This is a genomic window from Pseudomonas sp. 10S4 (assembly GCF_034344865.1).
Classification (GTDB): domain Bacteria; phylum Pseudomonadota; class Gammaproteobacteria; order Pseudomonadales; family Pseudomonadaceae; genus Aquipseudomonas.
Genome location: NZ_CP133774.1, coordinates 3,380,496 through 3,394,789 on the forward strand (window position 1 = coordinate 3,380,496; position 14,294 = coordinate 3,394,789).

The window sequence follows — 14,294 nt, forward strand, 5'->3', positions numbered from 1 at the left end:
ATCGCTCGGGGGAATCCTTTCCTGAGTCATGATGAATCGGCCAGTATTCGGCGATCTTTAATCAAAAGGAGGCTAAATGATGGCAGCGTTACCTTCACTGGGGTTCGCCGGGATCGGCTTGATGGGCTTGCCAATGTGCCGGCGTCTGCTGGCGGTGGGCTATCCGCTGACGGTGTGGAACCGCAATCCGGACAAGTGCGCGCCGCTGGTCGAGGCTGGTGCACGGCAGGTCGCGACGCCCGCTGAGCTGTGCGAACACGCGGATGTGGTGATGCTGTGCCTGGCGGACACGGCGGTGGTGCGTGAGGTGGTGTTCGGCCCGACAGGCGTTGCCGAGCGTGGGAAAAACGGCCAGTTGCTGGTGGATTTTTCCAGCCTTGAGCCCACCGCCACGCGGGAAATGGCGACAGAACTTGCCAGAAAAACCGGCATGGGTTGGCTGGATGCGCCAGTGTCGGGCGGAGTAGTCGGTGCCGAGGCGGGCAGCCTGGCGATCATGGTCGGTGGCGCAGCGACGGATCTTGAGCGGGTGCGGCCGGTGCTGCTGAGTCTGGGAAAACGCGTGACGCACATGGGCGCCATCGGTGCCGGCCAGGTGACCAAGGCCTGCAATCAGATGATCGTCGCCTGCAATGCGCTGGTGATTGCCGAAGTCGTGGCGTTGGCCGAACGTTCCGGCGTTGACGCCAGTCTGATCGCCGAAGCGCTGGCCGGCGGTTTCGCTGATTCAAAACCCTTGCAGATCCTCGCCCCGCAAATGGCCGAGAGCCGTTTCGAACCGGTGAAATGGCACGTGCGCACGCTGCTCAAGGATCTGGACACCGCAGTGAAATTCTCGCGCGAACAAGGTTCGGCCACGCCGATCAGCGGATTGGCCGCACAACTGATGCGCCTGCATGGGGGCCAGGGCTTTTTGGAAAAGGATCCGTCAACGTTAGTGCAGCTATACCGCGAGCCAGACTCAGCGGATTGACCGTGTGCGTGTGCTTGCGCTGGTTGATTTCGTCCAGCACCGGGCGTAATTCCTCCAGCGGCACCGGACGGCTGAGCAGGTAACCCTGGACGAAATCGCAGCCGTGGCGTTCAAGAAATTCGTATTGCTCGAAGGTCTCGACGCCTTCGGTGACCACCTGCAAATGCAGGGTATGCGCCATGACGATGATTGCCTGGACGATTTCCATGTCCTGGGACGCCTTGGGGATGTCCTGGATGAATGAGCGATCAATCTTCAGCGTGTTCAGCGGCAGGCGCTTGAGGTAAGCCAGGGAAGAGTAGCCGGTGCCGAAATCGTCGATCGACAGCGACACGCCGAGGGCGCGAATCTGCCGCAGCAGCACCAGGGTATTGGCGATATTGCCCATCAGCGCGTTTTCCGTGACTTCCAGCTCCAGGCGCTGGGGCTCCACTCCGGTTACGCGCAGGACGTGCTCGATTTCGTCAGCCAGTTCTTCGCGTGCCAGGTTAATCGGTGAGCAGTTCACTGCAATTTTCAACTCTTCACAGCCGTGGCGGGACAATTCGCCCAAGTCTTCACAGGCCTTGCGCAGCACCCAGTTGTCCAGCTCTGCGATCAATCCGTTGGCTTCGGCAATGGCGATGAACCGGTCCGGCGTGAGCAAACCGTGAGTCGGGTGTTGCCAGCGAATCAGTGCTTCAAGCTTGGTGACCTGGCCGGTTTTCAGGTCGTAGATCGGTTGGTAATACAGCATCAGCCCGGCGTCTTCGCGCAGTGCGTGGCGCAGTTCTTCTTCCAGTTGCAGCTCCATGGTGGCCCGGGTTCTGAGGTTCGAGCTGAAGAAGTGCAGGCTATTGCGACCGCCGCCCTTGGATTGATACAGCGCCAGGTCGGCGTTTTTCAGCAGGTCCTCGCAGGTCGTGCCGTCTTCGGGGAACAGGCTGATGCCGATGCTGGTGGTCATGACCATGCGCCGTCCCGACAGCTCGATGGGGTCCTTCATTTTCAGCATGATGCGCTGGGCCATGTGCCGGGCTTCTTCGCGGTCGTGCAGGCCGATGAGGATGCAGAACTCGTCGCCGCCGAAACGCGCCACCACATCGTCGTGGCTGCGGACCGAACCCTTGATGTGCCCGGCCAGCACTTTGAGCAACTCGTCGCCGACCGCGTGGGACAGGGCGTCGTTGATGCGCTTGAAGTGGTCGATGTCGAGGAACATCACCGCGAGCATGCCGCCCTCGTTGGTTTTCTCGATCAGCTTCTCGGCAAAGATCTGATTGAAACCACGGCGGTTGATCAGGTTGGTCAGGGCGTCGTAGTGCGCCACCTGTTGCAGCGACATGCGCGCCTGGTCCAGTTGGCTGAGCAGGGCGTTGACCCGGCGCAGGTCGTGTTCCTTGTTTTGCAGTTTCTTGTCGGCCAATGCCGCGCTGATGCAGCTGCCGATGATCAGCAGGGTCATGATCGCCACCGTCAGCCCCAGTTGCAGATGGCTGTTTTCAGTGGGTAGCGTTGGCAGGCTGTTGACGGGCAGCGTCAGACTTAACGCCGCCATGCCGGTGAAATGCATGCTGACGATACCGGCGCCAAGCACCAGGCTGGCGGTGAATTTGAGCAGTTGATGAAACGTGCCGTTGCCATCGCGCAGGCGACTGGAAATCAACAGTGCGGCGAGGCTGGCGCCAATCGCGATCACGATGGAAAGCGCAAACAGGGCTGGGTGGTAATAAGCCGTCGCCACCGAACGCATGGCGGCCATCCCCACATAGTGCATCGTTGCGATGCCCAATCCGATCCAGATCGCGGCGCGCAGGTATTGCCAGAAATTGAGGTCAGGATGACTGAGCGTGTGCATGGCCAGCCACGATGCGGTCAGGGCGAATAACAGCGAGAGCAGGGTGATGGGCAGTTGGTAGTGAATCTCGATCGGCGCCTGGAACGCCAGCATGCTGATGAAATGCATGGCCCAGATCCCGCCCGCCAGGCACCCGGCACCGACCCAGCGCCAGAGCCGCTGGGAACCGGACTTTTCCACGTGGCCGACCCGTTCGGTCATGTCCAGTGTGGCGAAACCGGCCGCACAGGCCACTACGTAGGCCAACAGCACCAGAAAGGGGTTGTACGTACAGTTGAGGATGACCTGCCCGTTCTGCGGCAGCTCGGTAACGAACTGCAAACCAAGCCACTCCATAGCATGCCCCGTCTCTGCGCCATGAGCGCTGGCGAATGCTCTGGAGTATAGAGGTCATCGGCAGAGCGCAAGGCGTGATGGCACGGTGACTCTAATGATTTTGGCATGGGGTCGATAGCGATTGGCGCTAAGCCTCAAGCACTCAGTTCATACCGCTATTTCGAACTCGGGTTGCAGCGCCGGCAGGCCGAATGCAGCCCGCGCCGCATCGCAATCCACGTTCGCTTCGCCATTGGCCCAGGACGCATCGAACTCCCGGCAAGTGCTGGAACGCTGATCGTAAATCGAGCACTGCACGGTACTGCCGACCTCGCCGACCAACCCGACGCAGCGGGTGGGTTTGCAGTCGGTGCCGAGCATGGCGACCCTGCTGGGGCTGATCGGCGCGACCAGATCGTCGGGCACCGTACCCCCGGCCGAGGTGCATTCACCCCAGAAAAAAGACACGCGAAAATGAGAACAGCAGGCACCGCAATTCAGACACGGACTGGCTTCGGACATGGGCGATAGTCAAAGAGGGATGGGGGCAACGGTGGGGCAGACAAGGCCGCTATTCTAGGCTTCGCCTTGGGGTTTGGAAGGGGGTGCAGAGGTATATTTTTCACACGTTTTGTCGGCGCCAGGCTTGAGATTTCATAAGATCTGTAGGAGCGAAGCTTGCTCGCGAAAGCGGTCTGTCTCCCAACGAAGATATCGACTGAACGACCGCTTTCGCGAGCAAGCTTCGCTCCTACAGGATTTATGTCTGGCTGGGATTCGATGGACTGATATCAGGCTGGCGAATGATCACAGACATGCCGCGCGAGCCTGACTAGATTGCAGATTCCGGGGGCAGCGAAGCCTTCATAACAATAAAAGAGACGGACCCCATGCAGAACTCGACCCAAGCGGCGAATGCCTGGCGCATTCTGTTCCTGCTGTTCCTGGCCAACCTGTTCAACTTCTTCGACCGCACCATCCCCGCCATCATTATTGAGCCCATCCGTAAGGAATGGCACCTCAGCGACTTTCAGCTTGGGATCATCGGCACCGCGTTCACCATCGTCTACGCGATTGCCGGTCTGCCGCTGGGGCGAATGGCCGATACCGGTTCGCGCAGCAAGTTAATGGGCTGGGGCCTCGCGGTGTGGAGCGGGTTGACGGCGGTCAATGGCCTGGTCGGCAGTTTCTGGGGCTTCCTGCTGGTGCGCATGGGCATCGGCATCGGTGAAGCCAGTTACGCGCCAGCGGCCAACTCGCTGATTGGCGACCTGTTCCCGGCCCACCGTCGGGCGCGAGCCATGGGGATTTTCATGCTCGGGCTGCCGCTGGGCCTGCTGTTGGCGTTCTTCACCATCGGCGCGATGGTCAAGGCTTTCGATAGCTGGCGCGCACCGTTCTTTATCGCGGCGGTGCCGGGGTTGATCCTGGCGATCTTCATGTTCTTCATTAAAGAACCGAAACGCGGCGCAGCGGAAAGCGTGCAAGTGTCCCAGGAACGTGTGGACCGGCCGATCCGTCGCGTACTGGCCGTGCCGACGTTCCTCTGGCTGGTGCTGGCAGGGCTGTGCTTCAACTTCGCGACCTATGCCTGCAACTCGTTCCTGGTGCCGATGCTGCAGCGCTATTTCCTGATGCCGTTGCAGGAAGCGGCGGTGGCGACCGGGGTGATCGTCGGCGTGACCGGGCTGTTCGGCTTGACCCTGGGCGGCTGGATCGCCGACAAGATTCACCAGCGTGTGGCCAATGGGCGACTGTTGTTTGCCGCGTTCAGTTTGATCATCTCGACGGTGTGCACCGCGTGGGCGCTGCATGCCGGGCGCATTGAAATCGGGGTGTTTGTCGCGGTGTTCAGTCTGGGCTGGCTGTTTGCCTACAACTTCTACACCTGCGTTTATACGGCGATTCAGGACGTGGTCGAACCGCGCCTGCGGGCAACGGCCATGGCGATGTTCTTTGCCGGGTTGTATTTGTTGGGCGGTGGATTGGGGCCGGTGGTGGTCGGTGGGTTATCCGATCACTTTGCGCATTCGGCGATGCTGACGGAGGGTGCCGAGCAGATGACCGAAGCGTTCAAGGCTATCGGTCTGCATGACGCGATGTACTTGATCCCGGTGGCGCTGTTTTTCACCATGGTGTTTCTATTTATGGCGTCGCGGTGTTTTGTGCGTGATGCAAAGCGGATGAAGGACGGGTTGGTGGCTGTCGTTGAGCCTGAAGGTGCTGCGGTGACTGCGTAACCGCCATCGCGAGCAAGCTCGCTCCCACATTGGATTTGTGAACGCCACAGATCCCCTGTGGGTGCGAGCTTGCTCGCGATCAGGCCATCAGCCACACCCCATCATTCCGGCAGACAAAAAAAGGCCCGCATCACTGCGGGCCTTTTTTTGTTTCTACGGAGTAGGAGAGGGCGATTAACCCGCTACCAACACCCGAATTGCTTCCAGTCGCAGCGCAGCCTTGTCGAGCATGGCCAGGCCTTGCTCGCGCTGATTGCGCAGGGCAACCAGTTCGCTATCGCGTACGGTCGGGTTGACCGCTTGCAACGCGGTCAGGCGTGCCAGTTCTTCGTCAGTGTCGGCAGCCAGGCGACGTTGCGCCTCAGCCACACGCTCGGCGTGACGCGGGGCGATCTTCTCTTCGCCGGCGTTGATCCGTGGCGTCAGTTGATCGCGCTGAGCCTGGACGAACTTGTTGGCGCTGGCGCGCGGCACGCTTTCCAGTTGATCGTTCAGGGTTTCGAACGACACCCGGCCCGACAGGTCGTTGCCATTGGCATCGAGCAGGCAGCGCAGGGCGGCCGGCGGCAGGTAACGGCCCAGTTGCAAGGAGCGCGGGGCAACCACTTCGCTGACGTAGAGCAGTTCCAGCAACACGGTGCCAGGTTTCAGCGCCTTGTTCTTGATCAGCGCTACGGCGGTGTTGCCCATCGAACCGGACAACACCAGGTCCATACCACCCTGGACCATCGGGTGTTCCCAGGTGATGAACTGCATGTCTTCGCGAGACAGCGCCTGGTTGCGGTCGTAGGTGATGGTCACGCCTTCGTCGTCGCCCAGCGGGAAGCTGGCGTCGAGCATTTTTTCGCTCGGCTTGAGGATCACGCATTTTCCGAATGGTCTTCGCTGTCGATGCCGAACGCGTCGAACAGGGTTTCCATATAGATCGGCAGGGCGAACTGATCGTCTTGCTCAAGGATGTCCTCGACCAACTGATCGCCTTCGCCCGAACCGCCGGAGTTGAGTTCCAGCAAGCGGTCGCGACCGGTGTGCAATTCGGCTTCCAGACGCTCACGCTCGCCGCGGGCCTCGTCGATCAGGGCTTGCCACTCGCCATCGTCGGCGTTTTCCAGCAGCGGCAGCAGGCGCGGGCCGAACTGATGCTGCAAGGCGTTGCCGGTCGGACAAGTGTTGAGGAACGCGTTCAGCGCTTCGTGGTACCACTGGAACAGCCGCTCTTGCGGGCTGGTTTCCAGATACGGCACGTGCAGCTCGATGATGTGTTTCTGGCCGATCCGGTCCAGACGACCGATACGCTGCTCGAGCAGGTCCGGGTGCGCTGGCAGATCGAACAGCACCAAGTGGTGCGAGAACTGGAAGTTGCGACCTTCACTGCCGATTTCCGAGCAGATCAGCACTTGCGCGCCGAACTCTTCATCCGCGAAGTAGGCGGCGGCGCGGTCACGCTCGAGGATGTTCATGCCTTCGTGGAAGACCGTGGCCGGAATGCCGGAACGTACGCGCAGGGCGTCTTCCAGGTCCATGGCGGTTTCGGCGTGGGCGCAAATAACCAGCACTTTGGTGCGCTTGAGCATTTTCAGCTGATCGATCAGCCACTCGACGCGTGGGTCGAATTTCCACCAGCGTTCTTCTTCGTTGGCATCCGGCTGGGCCTGGAAGCTGACTTCCGGGTACAGCTCGGCGTGATCGCCCAGCGGCAGTTCGAGGTATTCGTCCGGGCACGGCAGCGGGTACGGGTGCAGTTTGCGCTCCGGGAAACCCTGCACGGCGGCGCGGGTGTTACGGAACAGCACGCGGCCGGTGCCGTGGCGATCGAGCAACTCGCGCACCAGACGGGCGCTGGCTTCGGCGTCGCCATCGTTGACCGCGGTCAGCAGCGCTTCGCCTTCGTTGCCGAGGAAACCGTGAATAGTCTTGTGCGCTTCAGGCGACAGGCGCCCTTTGTCCAGCAGCTCCTGAACGGCTTCGGCCACCGGGCGATAGTTTTCGCTCTCGGCGCGGAAGGCGTGCAGGTCATGAAAACGGTTCGGGTCGAGCAGGCGCAGACGCGCGAAGTGGCTGTCCTGGCCCAGTTGTTCCGGGGTCGCGGTCAGCAGCAGCACACCAGGAATGACTTCTGCCAGTTGTTCAACCAGCGAGTATTCCGGGCTGGCCTTTTCTTCGTGCCACACCAAGTGGTGGGCTTCGTCGACGACCAGCAAGTCCCAACCGGCGGCGAACAGCGCGTCCTGGGCCTTCTCGTCGTCCACCAGCCATTCCAGTGCAACCAGCGCGAGCTGGGTGTCTTCGAACGGGTTGGCGGCATCGCTTTCGATAAAGCGTTCTTCGTCGAACAGCGCGACTTGCAGGTTGAAGCGGCGGCGCATCTCGACCAGCCACTGGTGTTGCAGGTTCTCAGGAACCAGGATCAACACGCGGTTGGCGCGACCCGAGAGCAGTTGGCGATGGATGACCAGGCCGGCTTCGATGGTTTTACCCAGGCCTACTTCGTCCGCCAGCAGAACCCGAGGCGCGATACGGTCGGCGACTTCACGGGCGATGTGCAATTGGTGCGCGATTGGCTGCGCACGCACGCCGCCCAGGCCCCAGAGGGCAGACTGCAACTGACGGCTGGTGTGTTCCAGCGTGTGATAACGCAGGGAGAACCAGGCCAACGGGTCGATCTGCCCGGCGAACAGACGATCGCTGGCCAGACGGAACTGAATGAAGTTCGACAGTTGGGTTTCCGGCAGGGTGACCGCTTCGTTCTGCGCGTTGAGGCCGTGGTAGACCAGCAGGCCATCGACGTCGTCGACTTCCTGTACGGTCAGTTTCCAGCCTTCGAAGTGAGTGATCGAGTCACCCGGCGAAAACCGCACACGTGTGAGGGGCGCATTCCGTAGCGCGTACTGACGAGTGTCGCCAGTGGCCGGATAGAGCACGGTCAACAAGCGGCCGTCCTGTGCCAGAACGGTGCCCAAACCCAGCTCGGCTTCGCTGTCACTAATCCAGCGTTGCCCCGGTTGATACTGCTGCGCCATGCTGCCTGACTCCCACCTTGAAAAAGCGGGCTATCTTAACGGAATGAGCCTTCAGGGCCAAAGGATTACTCATGTAGGAGCTGCCGAAGGCTGCGATCTTTTGATCTTGGGGAACGCTTGAGTTCTGTGCTGTCGGATAAAACATAGCGGCCCGCACGTGTGCTGGTTCACAACTTTGCGACCGATGGCTCAAGTCGCAACCTGCGCAGCCGACAGCCTGAAGACAGGAGACTAATAATTATGCTGCAACCGATGCTGCCCTTGAGTGCCGTGCCGATCACCTCACAGCAGGACCCGATCCGCCAGCGCCCGGACATTCCGCCGGTAGTGCCTGTGCAGGAAAGCTCCAGCGACAGCACGATCGACATGCAAAAACGCGACCCGGAAGAGGCCGCCCTGCAACTGCGCGAAGAACAGCGCCGAAAGCAGGAGCAAGATCGCCGCCGTCGCGAGGCCGATGAGGACCCGGAAGAACACCTGGCGATTCCCGGTGACGAACTCAATGCCGACAACACTGTGCCGGTCGCACCGTTGATAGACGATCAGCCGCGCCAAGGGCTTTGGGTCGATATCCAGATCTAAGATCTGACTTCGCCCCCCGTAGGAGCTACCGAAGGCTGCGATCTTTTCAGACGCCGTCGTCTCTGGCCATTTCCCCCAGATTCCCCAACAACACATCAATCTCCTCCTCGGTGTTCAAATAACTCACTGCAATCCGCGCAATGCTCTCGAGTCTTCTGGCCTGCATATCCAACGGTGTATAGGCCACACCATTGGCGCCGATGTTGATCCCATGCTGTGCCAACCGTTGCTTGAGCTCGACGCTGTCCCAACCCTTGAGCGTGAACGCGATCAGCCCGGATTGATGATCGGCCAGGCCGAGGTTGTGCAGTGTCAGGCCGGGGATCGTTATGAGCTGTTCGCGCAAGCGCCGACTGAGCGAATCGATCCGCTGACGGATGTTTGAAACGCCCCAACCGTTGCATTCTTCCAGCGCATTCGCCAACCCGGCCAGCAAGGCCACAGACACTTCGCTGCTTTCAAAGCGCCGGGCATCGTTGCGCAGGGCAAAGCCTTCACCGTCCCACGGGGCTGAAAACACATCGAGTTGAGTCGGTTTTAGCCGCTCCACAAATCCCGGCCTTATGTAAAGCAGTGCCGTTCCTCGAGGCCCTCGGAGGAATTTGCGCCCGGCGCCCTTGAGCACATCGCAGTTCAGCGCCTGGACATCACAGGGCAATTGCCCTAGCGCCTGGCCGGCGTCGATGAAATAAGCGATGCCGTGTTGTTGCGCCACCACGCCAATCGCCTCGGCGGGATTGATCAGGCCACCGTTGGCGGGCAGCCACGTCAGGGCGATCAACTTCACTTTTGGGTCGATCATTTGCACCAGGGCACTTACGGACACCGCGCCCGTTTCGTCGCAGGGGATTATCTCCAGTTGCGCGCCAGCGCTGACAGCCCGGGCGATGCACGCCAGATTGCCGCCCCATTCGTGGCGGCCGACCAGAATCCGGTCGCCGGTTTGCCAAGGTCCAAGCGCGTTGAACGCCATGCCCCAGGCCGCCGAGCCGCTGCTGGCGAAGGCGATGGTTTCGGGCACGGTGTTCAGCAGGGTCGCCGCCGCCGTTCGGGCGCGGGCCTGGATGCTTTGATCGGCGGCCTCCATCGGACCGCCGAGGGCTTCGCGTTGCAATTGCTCGCGGATCGCGTCGAGGGTCGCCTGGCTTGGCAGCGAGGCGCCCGCATGGTTGAAGTGAATCACGCGGGCGCAACCCGGAGTGGCCGCCCGCAAACGCTCCACTTCGGCACGGTTCATGGTTTGAGCTCGAAAATCGCGTCGATTTCCACGGCTACACCGCCCGGCAGGCTGGAAACACCAACAGCCGTACGTACATGCCGCCCTTTCTCGCCGAGAGCATTGACCAGCAGGTTCGACGCGCCGTTGGCCACCGCGCCCTGGCGCTGGAATTCTGCGGAGCTGGCGATAAATACGCCGAGACGGATGATTCGCACCAGTTTTGAGAGGTCATCGCCCAATGCATCGCTCAGTTGCGCGAGTAAGCCCAATGCCGCCAGTTCAGCGGCGTTGGCACCTTCTTCTTCGGAGATTGCGTCGCCGAGTCGTCCGACGAAGGCTGGTTTGCCGTCGAGCATCGGAATCTGCCCCGAAATGTAGAGCTGGTTCTGACTGACCACATGGTTGACGTAGTTGGCGATCGGCTGGCTTGGGGTTGGCAGCTTCAGGCCGAGTTGCTGGACGCGTTGGGCGAGTGAATCGGTCATGGTGAATCCTCCTGAATGAAGGGCTCAGCATGTTGGCGTCGCGGCCGCGCGACAAACGCATAGATTTAATCCGACGTATTCATTTGGTTCATGTGTCGACGATTTCATTCAACCATTGGGCGAAGCATTCGGCCGCATGGCTGGGCGGGCGATCCGGGGTGACCAGCCAATAGCCGATCTCGCCAAGGAATGGCGGGGTATCGAAGGCTTCTACCAGCGCGCCTTCCTTGAGCCGGCGTTCGATCAAGTGTTGGCGGCCCATGGCGATGCCTTGGCCGGCCACGGCGGCTTCGACGACGATGTTGTAGTCGTGGAGCATCACGCTGGGGTAATGGCTGAGGTCGACGGCGTTACGGGCGCTCCAGTCTGTCCACTCGAACGGCTGGTAGGACTTGGCCATGAGCAACGGGCCTTTGTCGACGCCTTGCGCCTTGAACGCTGGGCTGCACACTGGGGTGAGCGTTTCCAGCATGAATCGCCGGGCCTGGACCTTGGGCCAGCCGCCCTTGCCGTAGCGGATCGCGAGGTCTACTTCGCCGCCGCTGACGTCGGCCAATTGCACCGAGGGCAGCAGTTCCACATGAATCTGGGGATAGCGCGCGTTAAAACCGGCCAGTCGCGGTGCCAGCCACAGGGTGGCGAACGAAGCGAGCAGGCCGATGCGTAGGGTGGCTTCCTGTTGTTCATTACCGCGTAGTTCACGGGTGGCCGAGGCGATGGATTCCAGCGCAGGTTGAATCTTGCGGTAATAGCTTTCGCCGGCCGGTGTCAGATCGATGGCCCGGGTGCGGCGAATAAACAGTCGCTGGTTGAGGAATTGCTCGAGTTTCTGCACCTGATGGCTGATTGCACTTTGGGTCACCGACAGCTCATCGGCAGCCTTGATGAAACTCAAATGGCGGGCCACGGCCTCGAAGGCGCGCAGGGCCATCAAGGGCGGCAGGTCCTGGTGCAATTCCACAGTCGGGTCCTTTGGGTCCATCGCAAAGCACCGATTGTGCGGTGAAACATCGCCTTGAGCACATATTTTGTTAAGCCCTCGTTGCGCAGGTGACTGGTCAGCGCGGGCGCCAGACCGCATTATTGGCGCAATCCCGACTGAACTTCCTTTCCAGCGATGCACTGAACACCATGAGCCAAGACGACAAACTGATCGACCTTAATGCCGAACGCGCCAAGCGGGTTCATGACCTCAACGATAAGCGCCTGAACGAAGTCCGCCAGGCGTTCGAGCAGGCCATGCCGTTGGGTAAAGCGAAGAAAAAGCCGAAAAACAAACCGAAAAAGCGTTGAAACCCCCTGCATCGATTGATGCAGGTCAGTTATTTCCCTCCTTTACGCCCAGTCTCGGGCGGCATTGATCCCGGTCAATTTTCTCTCCTGCCCGATTGGTTAACTTAGCCCCATCGCAACAGGGCAAGTGCAGGAGGCCAGTCATGTTTTTCGATAACGTGGTGATCGCCGGAGTGCTGACAGTCGGCCTCATGGTTCTGTTTTTTGCAGGGTTTGGATATTTCATCTGGAAGGATTCCCATAAGCGCAAACCGTAGGTCTTTCCGGACGCAATGAGCACGCAAGGCATTTTGGGCAACTTCGGTTGCCCTTTTTTTGTCCACGATTTAACGGGCAGTACACCGAACTCCTGTGGAAGCGGGCTTGCTCGCGAAGGCGGTGTGCCAGGCGATATTGAATTCGACTGATACACCACTTTCGCGAGCAAGCCCGCTCCCACAGGGATCTACAGTGTTTGGAAGAAAGCAGCAGGTATGAAAAAGGCGCGAACCTCACGGAACGCGCCTTTTTCGTTGCAGCGATGTATCAGCTACCCAGCGCCTTCGACGCCAGCCAGAACAGGCCGGCCGACAGGGCTACAGTGGCTGGCAGGGTCAGGATCCAGGCCAGCAGGATGGTTTTGACGGTGCCACCTTGCAGGCCGCTTTTGTTGGCGATCATGGTGCCGGCCACGCCCGAGGACAGGACGTGGGTGGTGGACACCGGCAGGCTGAAGATGTTGGCCAGGCCGATCATGCCGGCGGTGGTGATTTGTGCCGACATGCCTTGTGCGTAGGTCATGCCTTGCTTGCCGATCTTCTCGCCGATGGTCAGTACCACGCGTTTCCAGCCAACCATGGTGCCCAGGCCCAGGGCCAGGGCAACCGCCAGAATCACCCAGAACGGGGCGTATTCAGTGGTGGTGGTCAGGTCTTTGCGCAGTTTGTCCAGGTCAGCCTTTTCACGGGCTTGCAGGCCTGGGAGCTTGGCGACTTTGCGTGCTGTGTCATCCAGGCAGAGCAGGTAGCGACGCACTTCGATGCGGCTTTCCGACGGCAGCGAATGGTAGTCGGCTACACCCTTGAGGGTGTCGAGCAGGGCGCTGATGGTCGGTTCGGTCTGTTGCGGGTTGCAACGGAATTTCTCCGGCAAGTCGCCTTCCACGCTTTTGCCCAGCGCCAGGAATTCACCCAGGGTGTCGGCATTGCGCTTGTAGAACTGGCTCAAGTGCAGGGTCGCATCGCGGGTACGTTCGATCTGGTAAGTGGTGCTGCTCAGGTCGAGTACGAACTGCGCCGGCACGATACCGATCAACACCAGCATGATCAGGCCGATACCTTTCTGGCCATCGTTGGAACCGTGCACGAAGCTCACGGCCATGGCCGAGATCACCAGTACCAGACGGTTCCAGAACGGTGGGTGCTTCTTGTCGTCGAGCTTGCGACGCTGGTCCGGCGTCTTGTGCATCTTCGACAGCGGGCGCCACCATTTAAGGCCGATCAACACCAGCGCGGCAACGATGAAGCCGGCTATTGGCGAGAACACCAGGGACGCGCCGATATCGATCGCCTTCTGCCAGTTCACGCCATCGGCCAACGGAATGTCGTTGATCAACGCGTTGGCCAGGCCGACACCGAGGATCGAACCGATCAGGGTGTGGGAGCTGGAGGCAGGGATACCGAAGTACCAGGTGCCCAGGTTCCAGGTGATGGCGGCGGCAAGCAACGAGAACACCATGGCCAGTCCGTGTCCGGTGTTCACATTGATCAGCAGCTCTACCGGCAGCAAGTGAACGATGGCATACGCCACGCCCACACCGCCCAGCAGCACGCCGAGAAAGTTGAACACACCGGAAAAGAACACCGCCAGATGAGGCGGCATGGCTTTGGTGTAGATAACAGTGGCCACCGCGTTGGCAGTGTCATGAAAGCCGTTGATGAACTCGAAGGCGAGGACAAAGGCCAGGGCGAGCAAGAGGCTCACAAGCACCCAAGCATCTAGTCCGCTGAATAAATCGATCATGAAGGTTTTCTGACCCGGTCGTAAGGGGGCGCGATTATGCCAGAAAAGACTGGAAATCGATGCACTAGCTGCTCGTCGGTAACATTCTTCAACGAATTAGTTTGTAGCGAAGCCCAAAGCCCCAGCTTTTTACTGGGGTTTGCAACTCTTTGATTTTCTTTGAAAAGCTAGCAGCCACAAGGGTTTCTCTCGAGGGCGCGAGAGGCTAAACCGCTTGTATGAAATATCTGAGAAGAGGGTCGGACATGCGCCATTTGCCTCATCCGGTGGGTGAGGTGGCCGCCGCCCGCTTGTAGCGGGCGCGAAAGGCATGGTCGATACACCGCGCT

Annotated in this window: 11 protein-coding genes and 1 pseudogene; 5 read left to right on the forward strand and 7 right to left on the reverse strand. The window is 60.2% G+C overall.

The genetic code is table 11. The features are described 5' to 3' along the window. Positions 1-76 precede the first annotated feature (76 nt). Complete coding sequence (locus tag RHM58_RS15655) at positions 77-973, forward strand: NAD(P)-dependent oxidoreductase (RefSeq protein ID WP_201201303.1); 897 nt, start codon at positions 77-79, stop codon at positions 971-973. Here RHM58_RS15655 and RHM58_RS15660 read toward each other — a convergent pair. Both RHM58_RS15660 and RHM58_RS15665 read right to left on the reverse strand, forming a co-directional pair. Next, positions 864-3,146, reverse strand: a complete 2,283-nt coding sequence (locus RHM58_RS15660; RefSeq protein ID WP_322270713.1) for a putative bifunctional diguanylate cyclase/phosphodiesterase — start codon at positions 3,144-3,146, stop codon at positions 864-866. The two genes, RHM58_RS15655 and RHM58_RS15660, sit on opposite strands and share 110 nt — an antisense overlap. A 147-nt stretch (positions 3,147-3,293) precedes the next feature. Next, positions 3,294-3,647: a YkgJ family cysteine cluster protein gene (locus RHM58_RS15665; RefSeq protein WP_201255534.1), complete on the reverse strand. Its 354-nt coding sequence runs from the start codon at positions 3,645-3,647 to the stop codon at positions 3,294-3,296. A gap of 368 nt (positions 3,648-4,015) precedes the next feature. On the opposite strand from RHM58_RS15665, the gene RHM58_RS15670 reads away from it, so the two are divergent. Next, positions 4,016-5,365, forward strand: a complete 1,350-nt coding sequence (locus RHM58_RS15670; protein WP_322270714.1) for a spinster family MFS transporter — start codon at positions 4,016-4,018, stop codon at positions 5,363-5,365. A gap of 174 nt (positions 5,366-5,539) precedes the next feature. On the opposite strand, the pseudogene rapA reads toward RHM58_RS15670, so the two are convergent. Next, positions 5,540-8,385: pseudogene (gene rapA / locus RHM58_RS15675) on the reverse strand (RNA polymerase-associated protein RapA). 240 nt (positions 8,386-8,625) lie between these two features. Between rapA and RHM58_RS15680 the strand changes: the two are divergent. Further along, positions 8,626-8,967: an aspartate-semialdehyde dehydrogenase gene (locus RHM58_RS15680; RefSeq protein WP_201201309.1), complete on the forward strand. Its 342-nt coding sequence runs from the start codon at positions 8,626-8,628 to the stop codon at positions 8,965-8,967. Between the two features lie 46 nt (positions 8,968-9,013). On the opposite strand, the gene RHM58_RS15685 is transcribed toward RHM58_RS15680, so the two are convergent. The 3 genes from RHM58_RS15685 to RHM58_RS15695 form a co-directional block, all read right to left on the reverse strand. After that, on the reverse strand, positions 9,014-10,204 hold the full coding sequence (locus tag RHM58_RS15685) for an aminotransferase class V-fold PLP-dependent enzyme (RefSeq protein ID WP_322270715.1): 1,191 nt from the start codon (positions 10,202-10,204) through the stop codon (positions 9,014-9,016). Next, positions 10,201-10,671: a RidA family protein gene (locus RHM58_RS15690; RefSeq protein ID WP_201255530.1), complete on the reverse strand. Its 471-nt coding sequence runs from the start codon at positions 10,669-10,671 to the stop codon at positions 10,201-10,203. Before RHM58_RS15690 ends, RHM58_RS15685 begins: the two co-directional genes overlap by 4 nt. 88 nt (positions 10,672-10,759) lie before the next feature. Further along, positions 10,760-11,632 carry a LysR substrate-binding domain-containing protein gene (locus tag RHM58_RS15695; protein ID WP_322270716.1) on the reverse strand — a complete coding sequence of 291 codons (873 nt, stop codon included), beginning with the start codon at positions 11,630-11,632 and terminating at the stop codon, positions 10,760-10,762. An 89-nt stretch (positions 11,633-11,721) separates the two neighbouring features. Here RHM58_RS15695 and RHM58_RS15700 point away from each other — a divergent pair, with 89 nt between their 5' ends. Next, positions 11,722-11,964: a hypothetical protein gene (locus RHM58_RS15700; protein WP_201255552.1), complete on the forward strand. Its 243-nt coding sequence runs from the start codon at positions 11,722-11,724 to the stop codon at positions 11,962-11,964. 143 nt (positions 11,965-12,107) lie between these two features. Then, positions 12,108-12,221 carry a cytochrome c oxidase subunit CcoM gene (ccoM, locus tag RHM58_RS15705; RefSeq protein WP_054046898.1) on the forward strand — a complete coding sequence of 38 codons (114 nt, stop codon included), beginning with the start codon at positions 12,108-12,110 and terminating at the stop codon, positions 12,219-12,221. 268 nt (positions 12,222-12,489) lie between these two features. Here ccoM and RHM58_RS15710 read toward each other — a convergent pair whose 3' ends face one another. Then, entirely contained in the window at positions 12,490-13,965 is a 1,476-nt protein-coding gene (locus tag RHM58_RS15710; RefSeq protein ID WP_201201311.1) for an inorganic phosphate transporter, read from the reverse strand. Between the last annotated feature and the right edge of the window lie 329 nt (positions 13,966-14,294).

Excerpts from the sequence above, each read along its gene's own strand:
- RHM58_RS15655 (WP_201201303.1), top strand. The coding sequence starts at position 77 with ATGATGGCAGCGTTACCTTCACTGGGGTTCGCCGGGATCGGCTTGATG.
- RHM58_RS15660 (WP_322270713.1), bottom strand. The coding sequence starts at position 3,146 with ATGGAGTGGCTTGGTTTGCAGTTCGTTACCGAGCTGCCGCAGAACGGG.
- RHM58_RS15665 (WP_201255534.1), bottom strand. The coding sequence starts at position 3,647 with ATGTCCGAAGCCAGTCCGTGTCTGAATTGCGGTGCCTGCTGTTCTCAT.
- RHM58_RS15670 (WP_322270714.1), top strand. The coding sequence starts at position 4,016 with ATGCAGAACTCGACCCAAGCGGCGAATGCCTGGCGCATTCTGTTCCTG.
- RHM58_RS15680 (WP_201201309.1), top strand. The coding sequence starts at position 8,626 with ATGCTGCAACCGATGCTGCCCTTGAGTGCCGTGCCGATCACCTCACAG.
- RHM58_RS15685 (WP_322270715.1), bottom strand. The coding sequence starts at position 10,204 with ATGAACCGTGCCGAAGTGGAGCGTTTGCGGGCGGCCACTCCGGGTTGC.
- RHM58_RS15690 (WP_201255530.1), bottom strand. The coding sequence starts at position 10,671 with ATGACCGATTCACTCGCCCAACGCGTCCAGCAACTCGGCCTGAAGCTG.
- ccoM (WP_054046898.1), top strand. The coding sequence starts at position 12,108 with ATGTTTTTCGATAACGTGGTGATCGCCGGAGTGCTGACAGTCGGCCTC.
- RHM58_RS15710 (WP_201201311.1), bottom strand. The coding sequence starts at position 13,965 with ATGATCGATTTATTCAGCGGACTAGATGCTTGGGTGCTTGTGAGCCTC.